The sequence below is a fragment of the bacterium genome (assembly GCA_024224155.1).
Taxonomy (GTDB): Bacteria; Acidobacteriota; Thermoanaerobaculia; order Multivoradales; family JAHEKO01; genus CALZIK01.
On the sequence record JAAENP010000513.1, the window covers coordinates 1 to 16,822 of the forward strand.

Annotated in this window: 12 protein-coding genes and 2 tRNA genes; 8 read left to right on the forward strand and 6 right to left on the reverse strand. The window is 64.0% G+C overall.

Annotated features, from left to right (window positions below):
• The 5 genes from GY769_23970 to GY769_23990 form a co-directional block, all read right to left on the reverse strand.
• Nucleotides 1-822, reverse strand: an 822-nt coding sequence (locus tag GY769_23970) for a serine hydrolase (GenBank protein MCP4204978.1), incomplete at its 3' end; no start/stop codon positions are given.
• A gap of 128 nt (nt 823-950) precedes the next feature.
• Nucleotides 951-1,718: a hypothetical protein gene (locus tag GY769_23975; protein MCP4204979.1), complete on the reverse strand. Its 768-nt coding sequence runs from the start codon at nt 1,716-1,718 to the stop codon at nt 951-953.
• Nucleotides 1,719-1,796: 78 nt separating this feature from the next.
• Nucleotides 1,797-2,387 (reverse strand): DUF4410 domain-containing protein, encoded by a 591-nt coding sequence (locus tag GY769_23980; protein MCP4204980.1) that lies wholly within the window; start codon nt 2,385-2,387, stop codon nt 1,797-1,799.
• A gap of 182 nt (nt 2,388-2,569) precedes the next feature.
• Complete coding sequence (locus GY769_23985) at nt 2,570-4,183, reverse strand: hypothetical protein (GenBank protein MCP4204981.1); 1,614 nt, start codon at nt 4,181-4,183, stop codon at nt 2,570-2,572.
• Nucleotides 4,184-4,217: 34 nt separating this feature from the next.
• Nucleotides 4,218-5,483: a hypothetical protein gene (locus tag GY769_23990; protein MCP4204982.1), complete on the reverse strand. Its 1,266-nt coding sequence runs from the start codon at nt 5,481-5,483 to the stop codon at nt 4,218-4,220.
• 148 nt (nt 5,484-5,631) lie between these two features.
• On the opposite strand from GY769_23990, the gene GY769_23995 reads away from it, so the two are divergent.
• Nucleotides 5,632-6,231 (forward strand): sigma-70 family RNA polymerase sigma factor, encoded by a 600-nt coding sequence (locus GY769_23995; protein ID MCP4204983.1) that lies wholly within the window; start codon nt 5,632-5,634, stop codon nt 6,229-6,231.
• Complete coding sequence (locus GY769_24000) at nt 6,228-8,858, forward strand: serine/threonine protein kinase (protein ID MCP4204984.1); 2,631 nt, start codon at nt 6,228-6,230, stop codon at nt 8,856-8,858. The genes GY769_23995 and GY769_24000 overlap by 4 nt, the downstream gene beginning before the upstream one ends.
• Here GY769_24000 and GY769_24005 read toward each other — a convergent pair.
• Nucleotides 8,855-12,094: an EAL domain-containing protein gene (locus tag GY769_24005; protein MCP4204985.1), complete on the reverse strand. Its 3,240-nt coding sequence runs from the start codon at nt 12,092-12,094 to the stop codon at nt 8,855-8,857. The genes GY769_24000 and GY769_24005 overlap by 4 nt on opposite strands.
• A gap of 212 nt (nt 12,095-12,306) precedes the next feature.
• Here GY769_24005 and GY769_24010 point away from each other — a divergent pair, with 212 nt between their 5' ends.
• From GY769_24010 to tuf, 6 genes are all read left to right on the forward strand, one after another.
• Nucleotides 12,307-13,614 carry a hypothetical protein gene (locus GY769_24010; protein MCP4204986.1) on the forward strand — a complete coding sequence of 436 codons (1,308 nt, stop codon included), beginning with the start codon at nt 12,307-12,309 and terminating at the stop codon, nt 13,612-13,614.
• Nucleotides 13,574-14,830: a VCBS repeat-containing protein gene (locus GY769_24015; protein MCP4204987.1), complete on the forward strand. Its 1,257-nt coding sequence runs from the start codon at nt 13,574-13,576 to the stop codon at nt 14,828-14,830. The genes GY769_24010 and GY769_24015 overlap by 41 nt, the downstream gene beginning before the upstream one ends.
• A 67-nt stretch (nt 14,831-14,897) precedes the next feature.
• Nucleotides 14,898-14,972 (forward strand) — tRNA-Gly (locus tag GY769_24020).
• 56 nt (nt 14,973-15,028) lie between these two features.
• Nucleotides 15,029-16,087: a hypothetical protein gene (locus GY769_24025; GenBank protein ID MCP4204988.1), complete on the forward strand. Its 1,059-nt coding sequence runs from the start codon at nt 15,029-15,031 to the stop codon at nt 16,085-16,087.
• A 270-nt stretch (nt 16,088-16,357) separates the two neighbouring features.
• Nucleotides 16,358-16,432: transfer RNA gene (locus GY769_24030), tRNA-Thr, on the forward strand.
• A 130-nt stretch (nt 16,433-16,562) separates the two neighbouring features.
• The coding region (tuf, locus tag GY769_24035) for an elongation factor Tu (protein ID MCP4204989.1) at nt 16,563-16,822 on the forward strand (260 nt) is incomplete at its 3' end.

Sequence of the window (16,822 nt, forward strand, 5' to 3'; positions counted from 1 at the left end):
AAGGCCGGTCTCGGAATGAGCTCGGGTGCTCTCGTCGATCCACGCTTCGGGAATGATCTGCCGGTTTGCCCAGCGTCCACGCTGGAGGATGAGCTGCCCGAAACGCGCCCGGTCGCGGGCCGACATCCTGAACGTGTAGCAGGGGTGAATCGAGAACTGCCGCTGTTCGAAGTACTCGCAACGGGAGACCCGGAAGTCCTGCATGCCGACCCGGCGGGCAATCCTTCTCTTGAACTCCTTGAAGATGTCCCGGCCGGTCTGCTGGCGGAAGATCGTCCCCAGGGCGTTGAAGTCCCAGTTGTTGTAGTACCAGAAGGTTCCCGCGGCATGCGAGCCGCGCTCGGGCCGCTCGTCCCTCATCCCCTGAGTTTCGCACGCGGCCTCATGGTAGACGCCCGACCGCGCCTTGATCAGGTCGGAAACCGTGGCCCGCCTCTCTTCTCGAGTGAGGGGCGGGTCGTCGTCGATCCCGAGCTCTTCGATCGTGCTCTCGAGGTCGATGTTTTCCTTCTCGACATGAATCCCGTAGAGAGTGCTAAGCAAGCTCTTGCGGACCGAGTGACACCAGTAGTTGTAGCTCTCACTGCCGTAGGCCGCCAGGACCCTACCCTTATAGACGAGAAAGAACGACGCCACCGAAGCGGCTTCCAGGCCCCGCCAGTAGGACTCGGCTTCGGCCAGTCTTGCAGACGAGAAGCCGGCCTCCTCCGGAGTCTCGTATCTCGGCCAATCCTCGCCGGCCGCCTCGAGCGCTGAGGGGGGCGCGAGCGCCGAAAGAACGAGCAGGCCGACGAGGACAACGATTCGCGGTCTTCGAGACATTCCTTTCTCCTATCCTTCGGGCAAGCCTGCGGCTTGGACCACATACTCACCCAGCGTGGTGTGGCTCTCCTCGAGGTCGTCCCGCGCGATGCGTTGAAAGCCGCCTCCGGACACTGACCCTACTCCCGTCACGCACCACCCTCTTCTTCTCGAGACGGTTGAATGTCTCGACGCCAGGCACGCATCTGCGACCACGTCTCGGTCGCTGTGACGTGGGGTCGGCTGAGGTCTTCGAAAGGGTAGCTTCGCACCTCGGCGAGATACTCGACCATGAGCTGCCATGCGTAGAAACGGCGGTCTCTGAGCTGTGGATTCTGCCAGTGGTCCGGGTCGTCCAACAGGTCGATCCGTTGCGCCAGGTCGTAGTCGGGATCGCTACGGATTCCCGCGAGGCTGGCCTGGTAGTCGGCCCAGCCTTCGCTTTTCCAGGTTGGTAGTGAGCGGCTCGCGTCCAGCCCGAGGCCGTCGAAGACGAGGAAGTGTGCGATCTCGTGGGCGATGGCGAAGGCCAGATTACCCTCCAGACGCGAATGCGCGAACAGGTCGCCCTCTTGGGCGGCGAGCTGAGTGAGGCGCTGCATGGAAACGAAGATGTTGCCCGGGGCGGAGAGCAGAATGGCCTGTGACGACGGCGTACGGCGGGTCAGTTTGGCAAAGAAGCTGTAGCGGCGCAGGCTGTGGCACAGGTAGACGTTGTAGGTCTTGTCCCTGGACTCGTGCTCCATGGCAGCCAGTCGCCTCGCGACCTCCGCGACGAGCTCCTCGGCATCGACTGAGAGCACTCGATCGGAGTGGACGCGGAACGCGCCGATCCGATGGTGGTGGGCAAAGGCTGGAGCCGGGTAGACGAGAACTCCGACATACAACGCCGCGATCGCCAGTAGGACGAAAAGCACTCTCACAGCCCATGTCCACGGACTCGCTCGCTTCCTCCTGCGCTTGCCGGTCAACGTCCTTCCCTCCCGTCCCCTGGGTCACTTCGCGGCATACGCCAGATACTCCCCGAGCTTGGCGTAGTTCTCCTCGAGGTCGTCCCGCGCCATGCGTTGAACGCCGCCTCCCGATATCGACCAAATGCCGGTTCCGGTGCCATAGCCGTTGAAGTAGCCGATCCGGTCCCCGGAGCGAGCATCCGAGAGGCCGATATGGATGTGCAGTTTGGACTTTCCCGCTCCACCGCCGGCCCAGAACCGCATCGCCTGTGATCCATGTTGCAGCGTGAGCCGAGTCGCGACCCGGACTACCGCGACACCCACCGGCAGCTCCGGTGGAGCCACAGAGATGATTCGGCCGAATAGACCGGTAGATGCCAAGTGCTGCCTCAGGCTGGCATCCGACGTGGCTCGAACGGACTCGGTGTCGACCGGCCGGTCCTTGTCGGAGAGAATCTCGGCCGGTTCGAGAATGACGAGAGCGCCGCTGTAGTCCGCCAGACGGACGCCGTCTGCAGTTTCGAGATATCGTCCCTTACTTCCTTTCTTCTTTTCACCAAGAGTGTGCGCCACGGCATCGGTGACGATACCGATCGCCAAAGGAATCAAGAGAAGCCAAGGACCGGTTTTCATCTTTCTCCTCCTTTCGGATTCCATCATCGAGGCTTGGACTCGGCGATCCGCAGCCGTCATAGGTAACGCGGATTGGCCGGGGAAAGACCGCAAGTGGTACTGCGCGTGCACTACGAGAAGCTACCTCGCCTGGCTTTGCGCCGGATGCTCTGCTGGACAGCCTCTCGAAGCGCGCGGGTCCGTTATTGAGCCAGGGCAAGTCCGTTGAAGGTGTTCGCCGTGGCGCCGACCCGTTCCCCCGATCGTCGGTCGATCGTGGCTCCGATCCACCAGCCGTAGGAGTCGTGGCCTGGCGCAAGCTCCCGGATGCTGATGCCGCGAGCCCGTACCGCTTCGAGCAGATCTGCTGCGAAGTCCCCTCGCGTCGTCTGGTGGGTCACTCCGACGTAGGTGGAGGCCCTGTGGAATGTAGGTGTGTCGATCGCTTGGTTTGGGCTCATTCGATAGGCAAGAAGGTTGGTGAGCCCAAAGAACGTCGCCTCAAAGAGACCGTTGCCGACCGCGCTCGTCGCGGCGACGGGGAGCCCCTCCTGGGTCACGACAACGGGGTTGTCATGTGGTGCGACGCGCCCGCCGGGACCCGCGATCGCGATCTGCTGCGGGTTCCTGCAACCGGCATCCGAGATGGAGACCCCGTCGACGAAGATACCGGTGGCTCCCCAGCCGTAGGTGTTAATGCTGTGCAACAACGCGACCACGTTGCCATCGGCGTCGATGGCCACGACGCCGTCGGAGTGACCGCCGGCGGCTCTCGAGATCCGGTAACGTCGCTCGACCCCCCGCAACATGGCAGCCAGCGCGTCAGCTGAGACCGTGTAGTGACCGGCAGTCCGAAGTTCGCCCGGATTGAGACCCTCCATCGCGGCGCGCAGGTGAAGGCCACCAACGGCCGGCGATCCGGGACCGTGGACGCGAAAACGGCCGAAATCGAAGCTCTCGGGCTGGATCCAGAGCGCCTCATAGGCACGCAGGTCAGCCTCGGTCAGGTCGCCCCCTTCGGCTCGGACGGTTCGAACGAGCTTCTGTGCCCACTTGCCGCGGTACATGAAGCGACTGCCTTGACGGGAAACTCGTTTGAGCGTCCGAGCAAGCCTGGGCTGCGTGAACCAGTCGCCGGTCTGATACGGCGTACCGTCCGATTTGAGAAAGATCCGGCGGCCCCCCGGTAACCGCGTGATGGTGTCTTGGAAGTGCCGGATGCTGCCGCCGAGTCCTTCGTTAATCTCGAATCCCTGGCGGGCGAAGTAGACAGCAGGAGCGAACAGCTTCTTGAAGGGCAGGGCGCCGAAACGGGCGTGCAAGGCCTCGAGCGAAGCCATGAAGCCGGGTACAAGGACCTGCCGCCCACTGGGGACACCACAGGCCGGGATCGCAGTGCCCGAGGGCAGTTCTTGGGGGATGCCCCAGGTCCCGTTGAGATAGTGCACGGTGCCCGTCGAGGCCTCGTAGTAGACGAGCTCCAGCTGGCCGGCGAAGCTGACCGCCGAGCCGGCCGTGAGCGTGACCTGGGTCAGCGCGGTCGTGACGGCGGCGTCGGCGGCCGTTCCGCCCTGCCGAAGGGCCTCGACCCCCGCCCGAACCGCAAGCGCCTGCAAGGTACCGACCACGAGGCCGGTTTGGCCCGTAGCGGGCGGCTGACTGCGACCGAAGGAGTTCTGCAACCGGGTGTAGTGTTCCAAGTCTCCGGGCGGCCACTTGGTGGGGCCGAGGTCGACCTTGGCCGAGCTGGCACTCGCGTGCGTGAAGGTCCCGAGAGCCACGATCAGAACGGCGAATCGGGTGGAACGAAGAATCATGTTTTCTCCTTCTCGTCTCGACAGCCGGCAACGATCAGATGCCGGCCGGCTGGCTGCCGACCCTTGGGCCCTTCAAGGTCAGCTTGAAGCTCCTCTCCGCCTCCAGGTTCTCGAAGAGGACGCAGCCGTCCTCGCCGGTACGCTGACTCCTTGCACCACTGCCCGGTTGCTTCAAGCTCACCTTCGCCCTGACCAGGGGATCGTCATTCAGGTTGAAGCATGCGGTGAGCTCCGCTCCTTCCACTGTGACCTCGGGACCGTCGAGCTGGAGCTTGAACTTCTTCTGCTCCCTGAGGGCGGGGAAGATGAAGCAGCCGTCCGCGCCCGACTCGAGGCGCCGCTTCGGCCTTCCCCCCTGTTTCAGGAGCGGCTCGGCTCCGGACAAGGGCTCACCTCCGAGCTCCACGCAACCGCTGACACCTATCAAGTCCAGAATCCAGATGTCTTCGTTTCCCGCTCGGTCCGAGGAGAATGCCATCTTGGTGCCGTCCGGGGACCAAGCGGGAAAGATGTCGTCGGCGGGGTCGGTCGTGACCCGCCATGGCCGACCACCACTAGTCTGGATCATCCAGATGTCCCAGTTGCCGCCCCGGTCTGAATCAAAAGCGATCGTGCCATCGCCCGGAGACCAGGCGGCCGCCCATTCCGAGTCGGGAAGGGAGGTGAGCTGCGTCGCCTCGCCGCCTTCAGCCGGCATGAGCCAGAGATCATAGGTTCCCGCTCTCTGCGAGCTGAAAGCGATGCGGGAGCCGTCGCGCGAGCCGCTTGGGCCGTAGTCAAGGCCCCCGCTCTCTGTCAGGCGCGTTGGGGCCCCGCCCTGGCGCGAGATGCTCCAGATCTCCCAGTCGCCGGTGCGGTCCGACTCGAAGATGATTCTCTTACGGGACCAACCGAGGTACAGATCCCGGCCCGGATCGGTCGTGAGCTGTTTCAGGCCTCCTCCGTCGGGACGGACCGTCCAGATGTCTCCGTTCCCGGCGAACTCAGCAGAGAAAGCGATCCTCTTGCCGTCAGGCGACCACACCGGGTGGTAGCAGTAGGGGCCGTCCACGAGCTGGAGCGGTGTCCCACCCTCAGCCAGAGTCAGCCACAGATCATGGCCTCCCATCCGGTCGGAGGTAAAGACCAAGACGGTGCCGTCCGGCGACCACGACGGATCCCAGTCCGAAGCAGGGTTGTCGGTGACTTGGGTCAGGGTGGCGGCTCCCGCCGGCACCGCCAGCGCCAGGCACAGGACGGAGAGCCACCTCTGCTTGGTGCCACCGTTTCGAGTCAGAGGTTGTTCATTCGAGAGACTCACGACTGCCTCCTATCGGTAGTGTTTACTCCGAAGAGCTCCTGGCTCGCTGTTTGCAGCCTGTATAGCTAACGCGGATTGATGGGGAAAACCCCGCAACCGGGGTGCAACGCGAGCGCCGCTTTCCCGTAGCTGATAGAAGGAAAGGACTGTGACGGCCGATCCCAAGACGCGCGCGACCGAGATCGTCAGCGCCTTGAGCCGTGAAGACACGCCGGACCGGCCGTCCGCCGAAGATCTGTTTCCCCTTGTCTATGACGAGCTGCGTCGTCTGGCGAGACGCTACATGTCCTGGGAGAGGTCCGGTCACACCCTGCAGCCCACGGCCCTGGTTCACGAGGCGTATCTCAAGCTCGTTGATCAGACCCGGGTCGACTGGAAGGGGAGGACGCACTTTTTCGGTGTCGGGGCGCGGGTCATGCGACGGCTGCTCGTGGATCATGCAAGGCAGCGACTCGCCCTCAAGCGAGGTGCTGGATGGGCCAACGTCACCCTTACCGAGGTCCCAGAAAGGCTCAGGGGAGGAGATGTCGGCCCGGAGCAGATCCTGGATCTCGATCGGGCTCTGGACCGGCTTGCTGCGCTCGACGAGCGGGAAGCCAGTGTCGTCACCCTGCGTTTCTTCGCGGGCTTAACAGTTGGGGAGGTGGCTCAAGCGTTGGGCGTGTCGAAACGCACGGTGGAAAACGATTGGCGTCATGCGCAGGCCTGGCTCCGTCTCGAGCTCGTGCGGGGAGGGGAAGAGTCGTGAGGGCCTCCAGAGGTTTCGCTCGCGTCAAGAGACTGTTCCTGGAGGCGTCGGAGCGCGAGCCGGAGAACCGGTCGCAGTACCTTGATGAAGCCTGCGCCGGCGAGCCGGACCTCCGCCGCGAGGTCGAGGCACTGCTGTCTTTCGACCGGCAGCCGCAGCCTCAGGAACTACAACGGGACCTTTCCAGTGAGGTGGGTCCGTACCGGCTGCTGCACAAGATCGGTGAGGGGGGAATGGGCGAGGTGTGGGCTGCGGAGCAGGAGCGCCCGGTTAGGCGGCGCGCCGCGGTCAAGCTCATCAAGTGGGGAATGGACACCAGGGAGGTTCTGGCCCGCTTCGAGTCCGAGCGCCAGGCGCTGGCGCTCATGAACCATCCCAACATTGCTGCAGCCTACGAAGCGGGCGCCACTGTCGAAGGCCGCCCGTTCTTTGCCATGGAATTCGTCGAGGGAGTGCCGCTCAATGAGTACTGCGACGCAAGGCGGCTGAGTATCCGCGACCGGCTGGAGCTTTTCGTCAAGGTGTGCGACGGCTTGCAACACGCCCACCAGAAGGGTGTCATCCACCGCGACATCAAGCCGTCGAACATCCTGGTGGCGATCGAAGAAGGGCTGCCGGTACCCAAGATCATCGACTTCGGGGTCGCCAAGGCGACCTCTCAACGGCTTACCGAACGCACCCTCTTCACCGAGCTCGGACAGTGGATCGGAACCCCCGAGTACATGAGCCCCGAGCAGGCGGAGATCACGAGCATCGACATTGACACCAGATCGGACGTCTACTCGTTGGGCGCGGTGTTGTATGAGCTCCTCGCCGGCGGGCAGGCCTTGGACGCGGCGGAGCTGCGTAGCGCCGGGTTCGATGAGATGCGTCGCCACATCCGCGAGATCGAGCCTCCCCGGCCCAGCACTCGCGTCTCTAGCTTCGGCAATGTCTCGCGAGAGGTGGCGCAGCGTCGCGATACCGACAGCCGCGGTCTGATTCGAACCTTGCGTGGAGACCTCGACTGGATCGTGATGAAGGCGATGGAGAAAGACCGCACGCGGCGCTACGGCTCGCCATCCGAGCTGGCGGCCGACATCGGGCGCTACCTGCGCAGTGAGCTGGTCGAGGCGAGTCCTCCGGGCACGGTCTATCGCATGCGCAAGTTCATCGCGCGGCATCGTGCCGGGGTCGCAGCAGGTGCGTTCATCGTCGTGACCCTGTTGGCGGGAGTGATCGGTACGGCGCTCGGGCTGCTCCGCGCTCAGCGCGAGGCCGAGGCTTCCCGCAAGGTCGCCGAGTTGCTGGCGGGAATGTTTTCCGACATCGATCCGGCGGGGCAGATGGGAGGGTTCGGGTCGCCGATTCTGATGCTCGACCGGGGAGCCGAGCGGATCGGGCGGGAGCTCACCGACGAACCCGTCGTCCAAGCTCGACTTCTCCAGATCCTCGGCGATGGCTATCGCAACATGGGCCGCTTCCAGAGGTCCCGCGAGGCCCTCGAAGCTTCCCTGCGGCTGCGAGAGACGCACTTGGAGCCCTCCGTCCCGGAGCTCGGCGCCAGTCTGCTGTCGTTGGGACTGCTGGAGTACTGGGACGGCAACTACTCCAAAGCAGCGGCGCTTCTCGAACGTTCCGCAGCCGTCTATCAGGCATCGCTCGGCGGGGACGACGTGGCCGTAGCCGTGGCCCGGGGGTTCGTCGGCCTGCCGCATTGGCGGCTCGGTGACTACGAGGCGGCGCGCCACGCCTTCGAACAGTCCCTGAATATCTATCGCACGATGGAGCCGGAAGTGAGTCCTTGGATCGCCATGACTCTGCACTCCTACGGCATCCTGTTGATGGATCTCAAGGACTACGAGGCGGCGCGCCCTATGCTCGAAAGAGCCATCGAGATTCATCAACGGGCGCTCGGCCCCGACCACACCACGGTCGGTATGATGACCGTGAGTCTGGGTCGAAGCTATCTCGAGAACCTCCGCTACGACGAGGCACGACCGCTTTTCGAGCGCGGGCTCGCCATCCAGGAGCGTTCTCTCGGTCGCGATCACCCCTGGCTGGCGTCGCCGCTTACCATGCTGGCCACCGTTGACCGCCGAGACGGGGAGCTCGAGGAGGCGCGAACCAAGTGCGAAAGGGCCCTGGGCATCATCGAGCGCTTTCAGGGGCCCGAGCACCCGGACCTCGTATGGGCGCTGGTTCCCTACGCGAGGATCCTTGAAAACGCCGGAGAATTCGCTGCGTCCCGCGAGGTCCTGGACAGGGCCGTGCGGATCGCGGAGACCTCGCACGGCAAGGTCCATCTGGACACGGCCCGCGCCGTCGAGGGGCTCGGCTTCCACTACTACCGTCTGAGGGAGTACCGAGAGGCTTTACGTCATTACCGGCGGGCCTTCTCGATTCGCGAACAGGTCTTCGGCCCGCGGCATCCGGCTCTCGCCTGGAACCTCTACGATCAGGCTTGTATCCTCGCACTCTCCGACGATCGGCCGGCTGCTCTCGATTCGCTGCGCCGGGCCGTTGACACGGGGTGGGCGAATCCGCGGCTCTTCGAGGATGGCGATCTCGATTCCCTGCGAGACGACCCCGAGTTCGCGGCTATCGCCGACGAAGTTCGCTCGCGACTGGGCCGCGTCGAGCGCTAGACGAATTGCGGAAAGGGCAACACGTCGGCCTCGACTTCGCTCTGCGCGGCGCCGTCCGCCGCGAGTCGGGCACTGAGCTGCGCCGAGGTCATCGGCCTTGAAAAGAGATGCCCCTGTCCGAAGTCGCAGCGTTCGTCCCTGAGAGCCGCCAGCTGAGCCTGGGTCTCGACCGCTTCAGCTACGATTCCGAGGTTGAGCTTCTTGCCGAGGGCAATCACGGCCTTGACCAGCGGCGGACAGCCATCGTCTTCATCGGAGGCCTGGATATGCCGTCCGTCGACCTTGAGCTTGCTGAAGGGCAAGTGGGTCAGGTCCTCGATCGAGAACGGGCTCGTGCCGAAGTCGTCGACGCATAGGCCGACGCCCAGAGAGTCCAATCCTCGAGTCAGCCTCTCGAGGTCGTTTTCGAAGCGCAAGAGCATTCGCTGGTTGAGCTCGAACTCGAGCAGGCGAGGTGGCAGCTGGGTTTCCCGCAGCACTCGCTCTACCGCCTTCGGGAACTCTCGTAAGCGGAACTGGACATAGGATAGGTTGACTGAAACGGGGATCTCGACTCCCGACGTCTCCATCCAGGACCGGGCTTCGGTACAAGCTTGCCGCAAGACCCATTCCCCGATTCGGATGATCTCGCCGTTGTCTTCGGCGATCGGAATGAAGGAGCTCGGCGGCACCAGGCCGCGCTTGGGATGGCTCCAACGCACGAGGGCTTCGACGGCCACGATCATTCTGTTGGTCAGACTGAACTGGGGCTGGTAGACGAGGTGCATCTCGTCCCGATCGATGGCTTTCTCGAGGTCGCGACCGAGCTGCAGTTTCAGTTGCACCTGTCGATCCATCTCGTTCGCGTGGAAGTGAAAGCAGTTGCCACCCTCTCCTTTCGCCTTGTAGAGGGCCAGGTCCGCCTGCCGGTAGAAGTTCTTCGGACTGGAGTCACCCGGCGGGTAGACGGCAATGCCGATGCTGGCCGTGACGCGCACCGTTCGGGAGCCAAGGCTCACAGGTTTGGCAATCTCATCGCCGAGTCGTTGAGCCAGCGTGGCGACTCCGTCGAGGGTCTTGAACTCACTGTGAATCAGGGCGAACTCGTCTCCACCAAGTCTCGCGAGCGAGTCGACCTGCCTCACCATGGCCTTCAGCCGGCGGGCGAGCGTGCTCAGTAGCTCGTCGCCCGCCGAGTGTCCGTGAGAGTCATTGACCTCCTTGAACTGATCCAGGTCGAGGACCAGGAGAGCCACCTGATGGCCGAACCGTTGCGCACGGGCCAGAGTCGTTTCCAGCGCCCTCTCAAAGGAATAGCGGTTGAGCAGGTCGGTCAGGAAGTCGACGTGGGCCATCCGGAAGATCTCTTCCTCGGTTGCCGCAGCGAGGGCTGACGGCGCGGTCGAAAAGGGACCTTCTGTCCCGTCCGAGGACGGGACATCTTCGGCCGGTCTCTGTGCGGCGGCATCGGCCTGAGCTCGCAGGAGGGGCTCGATTTCTCGGGGCGGCAGAGGGTGGTAGTATAGAAAGCCCTGTAACTCGTCGCACTGCAGAGTCCGCAGAGTCTCCGCCTGCGCTTTCGTCTCGACTCCTTCACCCACGACCCGCAGTTCCAGCTCATGGGACATGGCGATGATCGCTCGGATGATCGCTTCCGTCGCGGGGTCCTCGCCGATTCGTGACACAAACGACTGGTCGATTTTGAGCACGTCCAGGGGGAAGCTCTGGAGATAGGCGAGAGTGGTCTGCCCGGTGCCGAAGTCGTCGATAGCCAGGGTAAGGCCCAGAGCTTCGAGTCGGCGCAGTTTTTCCAGGGTCAGAGGGTCGTTGCGGAAAACACCTCGTTCGCTCAGCTCGAGCTCGAGATACTCAGGCTCAATGCCGGTCTCCCGGAGAATGGTCTCCATCTTCTCCACGCACAGGGCTTCCTCGATCTGCGCGCGAGCTACGTTCACGGCCATGCGCAGCGGCGGCAACCCACGACCGACCCAGGCGGCGAGCTGCCGGCAGGCCTCGGCGATGACCCAGTCACCGATCGCGACGACCAGCCCCGCCTCCTCGGCGATCGGAATAAAAGTCGCGGGCGAGATGGGGCCGCGCTGGGCATCCGTCCAGCGCACAAGGCCTTCGAGACCCACGATCTGGCCCGTTGGGATATCGATGATGGGCTGGTAGTGGAGTCGGAGCTCGTTGTTGTCGATCGCTCGGCGAAGCCGTTCCTGCAACTCCAGCCGTTCGAGAACCTCGTCTTTCATCGAGTCGGTGTAGAGACGAACGGTCTTTCCGCCGGCCCTCTTGGCGTGTCTCATGGCCGTTTCCGCGCATTGAAGAACGGCCTCGCCTTCGCCCCTCGAGGCGAAGGCCATTCCAACGCTCGCGGAGACGAAGACATCGCGCCCGATTACGCTGTAGGGAGCCATCACGGCGGCCAACAGGTCATCGGCCAGGCGCCTCACCTGCGAGCGGTCACCGACCTGATCGAGCAGAATCGCGAACTCGTCGGCGTGGATTCGAGCCAAGGCCCCTTGAATACCGCTGCCGTACTCGTCGGGCTGTCCTATCTTCTGCTGCAGCGCGGACCGGAGTCGTCCCGCGATGGCTCTGAGCAGCAGGTCGCCGCTGTCCCGGCCCAGGGAGTCGTTGAACTCCTTGAAACTGTCGATATCGATGAACAAGACCGCCATCTCTCCGGAGCGGTTGTGGGTCTGAGCCACGGCGAGAGCGACGATCTCCGTGAACGTGGCGCGGTTCGGCAAGCCCGTGAGCTGGTCGAAGTTTCGGAGCTTGAGCGCTTCGGTGCTGGCCGAGCGAGCGGCGTCCTGTGCTTGTTCCAGGGACTGTTGATACTCGTGCAGCTCGGCGACCGAGCGGCCGACCACCACGGCTTGCCGGAGCCGGTGGGGAAGGACCAGCCAGTTGATCGGCTTGGGTAGAAACTCCGAGAAAGGGTCCTTGTAGACACTGGTGATCAGGCCCGGGTCGAAGAGGTCCGACATCACGAAGATCGGGGTGGCGTGGCAGTTCGGGAGCTTGCGAAGCTCGCTGCGCAGCGAGACCGCGTCGGCGTCCTCGACCAGAAGGTCGAGTAGGACGGCATCGGGAGGGCTGGTGGCGGCGTCCTGCGCGGCCGTGGTGCCTCTGGAGGTCGCGAAGACGCGAAAGCCGGAATCGCTGAGAGCCGGTACCGCCAGCGCTTGCAGGACCTGGTCGGCCGTGATCAGCAGGATCTTCGGTTCAGCTGAGGTACTCCGAGCCATGCTTCAATCCCACGCGTCCGCTCCGCCTGGAGCCAGCTCGGGCATTCTGTGATGTGACCCGCTGATGCAGCTGTGAAAACTCAACACCGGTAAAGGAGAGAGGCGCGCGCGGCGTTCTTGTATACTCCGTTGCGGTTTCTGTTACAGAGAGCTTCCGGTTGGGTCGAGCGACCGATCGGCGTATGGGTTTCCCAAGGAAGGGGGCAAGTCAGGTGGTTCGTAGATTTCTCACAGCTATGGTCCTTCTTACCGCTTTCGGTGCGCCGGCCTCGGCCGAACTATGTACCATCGACGCCGTTCCGGCCGCCACGATTCTGGTGCCCTATTTCGAGGTGGACTTCCGGAACTTCGGCAAGAGCAAGTTCGAGAGAACCCGGGTCACTCTGATCAACACAGCGCCGGAGCCGACACTCGCCCACGTGATCCTGTGGAGCGATCTCTCGGCACCGACCTTCAACTTCGATATCTTTCTAACCGGTTTCGACGTCCAGGAGTTCGACGTCGACCTGCTGTTCACCAACGGGGTTCTGCCGATACCCGAGATACCGAACGTACTCGGCTTCGACAGCAGCGAGTGCACGAGGTGTACGGATGGGGAGGGCTGCGTCAATTTCAGCCCCTCGAACGATTTCACGCTCGCCGACCTGCGCAACGCGCATCTCGGAAACCCGGTCGACTTCCACAACGGCCAGTGCCAGGGCCGGAGGATCGGCAGCGGCAATGTCGCGCGCGGCTACATCACGATCGACGCGGTCAGCGCCTGCACCAGACTGTTCCCGGGAGACAGCGGCTATTTCGAGAACGGCGGCACCGGCATCGCGACCAACAACAACGTCCTCAAAGCGACGATCACGACCTACTCCAGCAAGTTCCTGCGCGAGGTTCCCGCGATTCACGTGGAGGCCGGCACCAGCGACGGGCTTTCGACCGACGGCAACTTCACCTTCTATGGCCGCTACGTCGACTTCGACGCCAGCGACAACCGCGAGTGCGGGGGGTACGCCTGGATGTTCCCGTTCAAGAGAGAGAACAAGTTCAAGACCGAAGCGATCGTCTGGCGGGACTCGGGCATGAGTCAGGGACCCTTCGACTGTAGCGAGGATCCGAGCTGGTTCCCGCTGGATACGACTCAGATCGTCGCCTTCAACGATCAGGAGGACTTCCGCGAGCTCGAGGGCTTTCCGTTCCCGGCTGAGACCCAGATCGTGGACGTCGGCAAGAATCCGCTCAATACCAGCCCATTCAAGACCGGCTGGGTCTTCGTGTCCCTCGCCGACGATTCCGGGGACGAGACCGTCGGCCACGGATACGTCAATGTCAGGCAGCGGTTCAAGAGCCGGGAGGGAGAAGCCTGGGCTCACCACACGGCGTCCATCTGCGGCGAGCAGGTGCCGGCGGCTCTGCGGGCGCGAGCCCGGGCCTCCCGAATGGGGAAGAGCAGCGCAGGGAACGGCATCGGCCAGAAAAGGAAGAAACTCGGTGACGTTGCGAACACCGCTCCTCGTCGCCGGTCTGAGTAGCCTCGCTTTCTTCGTTGCCGGCACCGGCGCCGGGGCAACCTGGGTCGAGACGGCCCGAGGCTTGCCTCGGCAGGGTCAGTGGCGCAACGGATTCGACCTGGCGGACCTGAACGGCGACGGTCGCTTGGACTTGGTGCACGGTCCCCCGCGCCGGCAGATGGGCGAGCCCAGGATCTTCATCGGCGAGCCGGGCGTGCGGTTCAGCCGTTGGCTCGGGGCTTCGTTTCCAGAGCTGCCATTCGACTATGGGGATGCCGCGGCGGCGGATTTCGATGGAGACGGGCACGCCGACCTGGCTCTCGGAATCCACCTGCGCGGCCTGGTCGTGCTCCTGGGCGACGGTCGGGGAAGCTTCTCGAAGCAAGCGAGCTTTCTTGCGGCGCAGCCTGGGGGGCCCGCATTCTCATCTCGCGCCCTCGCCGTGGCAGATCTCGATGGCGACGGCCGTCCGGACATCGTCGCGATCGGCGAAGGACCGCGGCTACGGGGAGGACCCGAGATGGAATCCTATGGCTTGCGGGTGCTTCTCAACCGGTCGCCCGGGGCCTGGGACTGGAGGCGCGTCGAGCCCGAGCGCGGCCGTCTCTTCGGAGACGACCTGGCTCTGGGTGACTTCGACGGAGACGGGCGTCCAGACATCGTGACCGCGAGCCACGTTCAGGGGCAACGCGGCGTTTTGTTCTGGGGAGCCGGGGACGGCACATTTGCGCCGGCCGAGCTCGAGGTGGCGAGACCGTCAAGCTACATCGACGCCGTGGCTGCGGCCGACTTCGACGGCGACGGCGACGACGACCTGGCCGTCGCATACACCGACCTCCAGACGCCGCGAGCAAGAGTCGGCGTCGATCTACTGCTGTCCACCGGAGATCGAACCTGGGCACGTCGCCAGCTGCTCTGGTCGGAATCTGCCCAGAGACCCACCGCCATGACGGCGGGGGATCCGGACGCCGATGGCGATTCGGATCTCATTGTCCTGAGCGAATCAGGGGCCCTTCGAGCTTTCGTAAACGCGGCCGGAAGCCTCGAACCCGGTCCCGCACTGAGCTCAGAGGACGGTGGAAATGGGTGTCGTGGCTACCATGTCCAGCTAGCGGATCTGGACGGCGATGGCCGTGACGGGGTTCTGGCCGGATTCGCCGACGAAGGCTGCCCCGGGGGAGGCAGCTTAAGGGGCTGGAAGTGGTCTCAGGAAGCCGAGCGCGACCGCCAGCCTTGAAGTTTCAGGCCTCTTCTGCGAGGCTTTGCGGGTCACCCGCAGGCCGTTCGGCCGCGCGGCTCCACGAGCGGGAGTAACTCAGTGGCAGAGTCTCGGCCTTCCAAGCCGTTGGTCGCGGGTTCGATTCCCGTCTCCCGCTCCATTCTTTGAATAGTCAACCGACTCGATGGTTCAGGGCCGGGTTATCCTTCCCACCTCATGGGAGCAGGAACTGGCAATCGTGGTTTTCGGCTCCTGGCGCTTCTGATCGGGGTCATCGCCGGCCTCGGGGCGGGCGAGATCGGGCTGCGCCTCGCCACCGAGCCGGCACCCGAGATCGATGCCCTGACCGAGCTCGCGGCCAGGTTCGAGGCTCCTCCGCCCGCGGGCGATTGCCGCCAGCCAGCGCAACAGGCTCTGTTGCGCCATCTGGTCGACCCCAGCCTGCATCCGGACTTGATCTACGAGCTGCGTCCGGGCGTCGACACGTGCTTTGAAGGCGCCCGCGTGACGACCAACTCAAGGGGCGTGCGCGGCAGCTCCGAGCCGGCGTCACCCAAGCCCGAGGGCACCTTCCGGATGCTCGCGTTGGGCGACTCTCACGCCTTTGGCTGGGGAATCCCCGAAGCGGACACCGTTGCGGTGCAGCTTCAGAAGGCCCTGGCCGCGGCCGCTACCGTCGCCGTCGAAGTCGTCAACGCCGGCATTCCGGGTTACAGCGCCTACCAGGAGGCGGCCTGGCTCGAGACCTTCGGAGCGGACCTCGAGCCGGATTGTGTCGTCGTCCTGTTCGTGGCCAATGACATGGGCCTCCCGCACTTTCTGCTCCAGAGCCGGAAGCCAGGCTCCTCGGCGCTCTGGGATCTGGTGAAGCGGCTGACCGGCTCCAAGCGCTGGTTCACCTTTGCTCCGAACAGGCTCGCGACCTTCGTCAGCGACGTCGACATGGCCCGGATTCCCGAGCGCTACCGGCACATGGTGGGAGAGGGCGGCTATCGCGAAGCACTCCGGAAGATGGCTGTTTGGGCCGATGAGCAAGATATCGATCTGGTCAATGTCTTCGACTATTCGACCCTCGATGTGGCCGGCGAGGCCCTTGTGGCCTATCAGGAGAGCCTGGGCATCAAGGCCCTCGAGATGCCGTGGCCGACGGATCCGGCTCTGCGAATCAGCGAGGCCGACCCGCATCTCAACCGTGCCGGCAACGCCGCCGCGGTGGATTTCATCGTCCAGGGGCTCGTCAGCGGGTCGGTGTGCCTGCCGCCCGAAGGTGTTTGAATCGTCCGGCGTTGGCCCCAAGAGGTCGACTGCGCGCTTCTGTGCCGATCGGCAGAGCCGCCGAAGACCAGTCGGGAGGGGACACACGAAGGAATCGTGTCCCCGATGCGGCTGGCGCGCCTGCCCCGGTACTTGGGGCGAGCGAAAAAAAGGGCGCCCACCCCCCTTTACAGCCTCGACTTCGGGTCATATACTTTCGAGTCCCCCAGCCGACCATTTTGGTGCGGTCGGTAGGGGAGTGTTTACGGTAGCGGCATTTTAGCGGGGTCTGTCCACGTAGCTCAGAGGTAGAGCACTTCCTTGGTAAGGAAGGGGTCACCGGTTCAAATCCGGTCGTGGGCTCCATCTTGGCGGGTTTTGGCGGTATATCCACAAAGGCCCATCGGCAGACAAGCGGAATTCGGGTCTAGGACGAAGAGATCAGCAAAGCGCCCCTTTCCGGGGTTCTATCTTCCTATAAGGAGTCGGTTCGACCATGGCGAAGGAGAAGTTTGAGCGGACGAAGCCGCACGTGAATATCGGCACGATCGGTCACGTGGACCACGGCAAGACGACGTTGACGGCGGCGATCACGAAGCAGTTGGCGACGAAGGACCTGGCGGAGTTCACGGCGTTCGACGACATCGACAAGGCGCCGGAGGAGCGCGAGCGTGGGATCACGATCGCGACGGCGCATGTGGAGTATCAGACGGAGAACCGTCACTACGCGCATGTGGACTGCCCGGGCCATGCGGA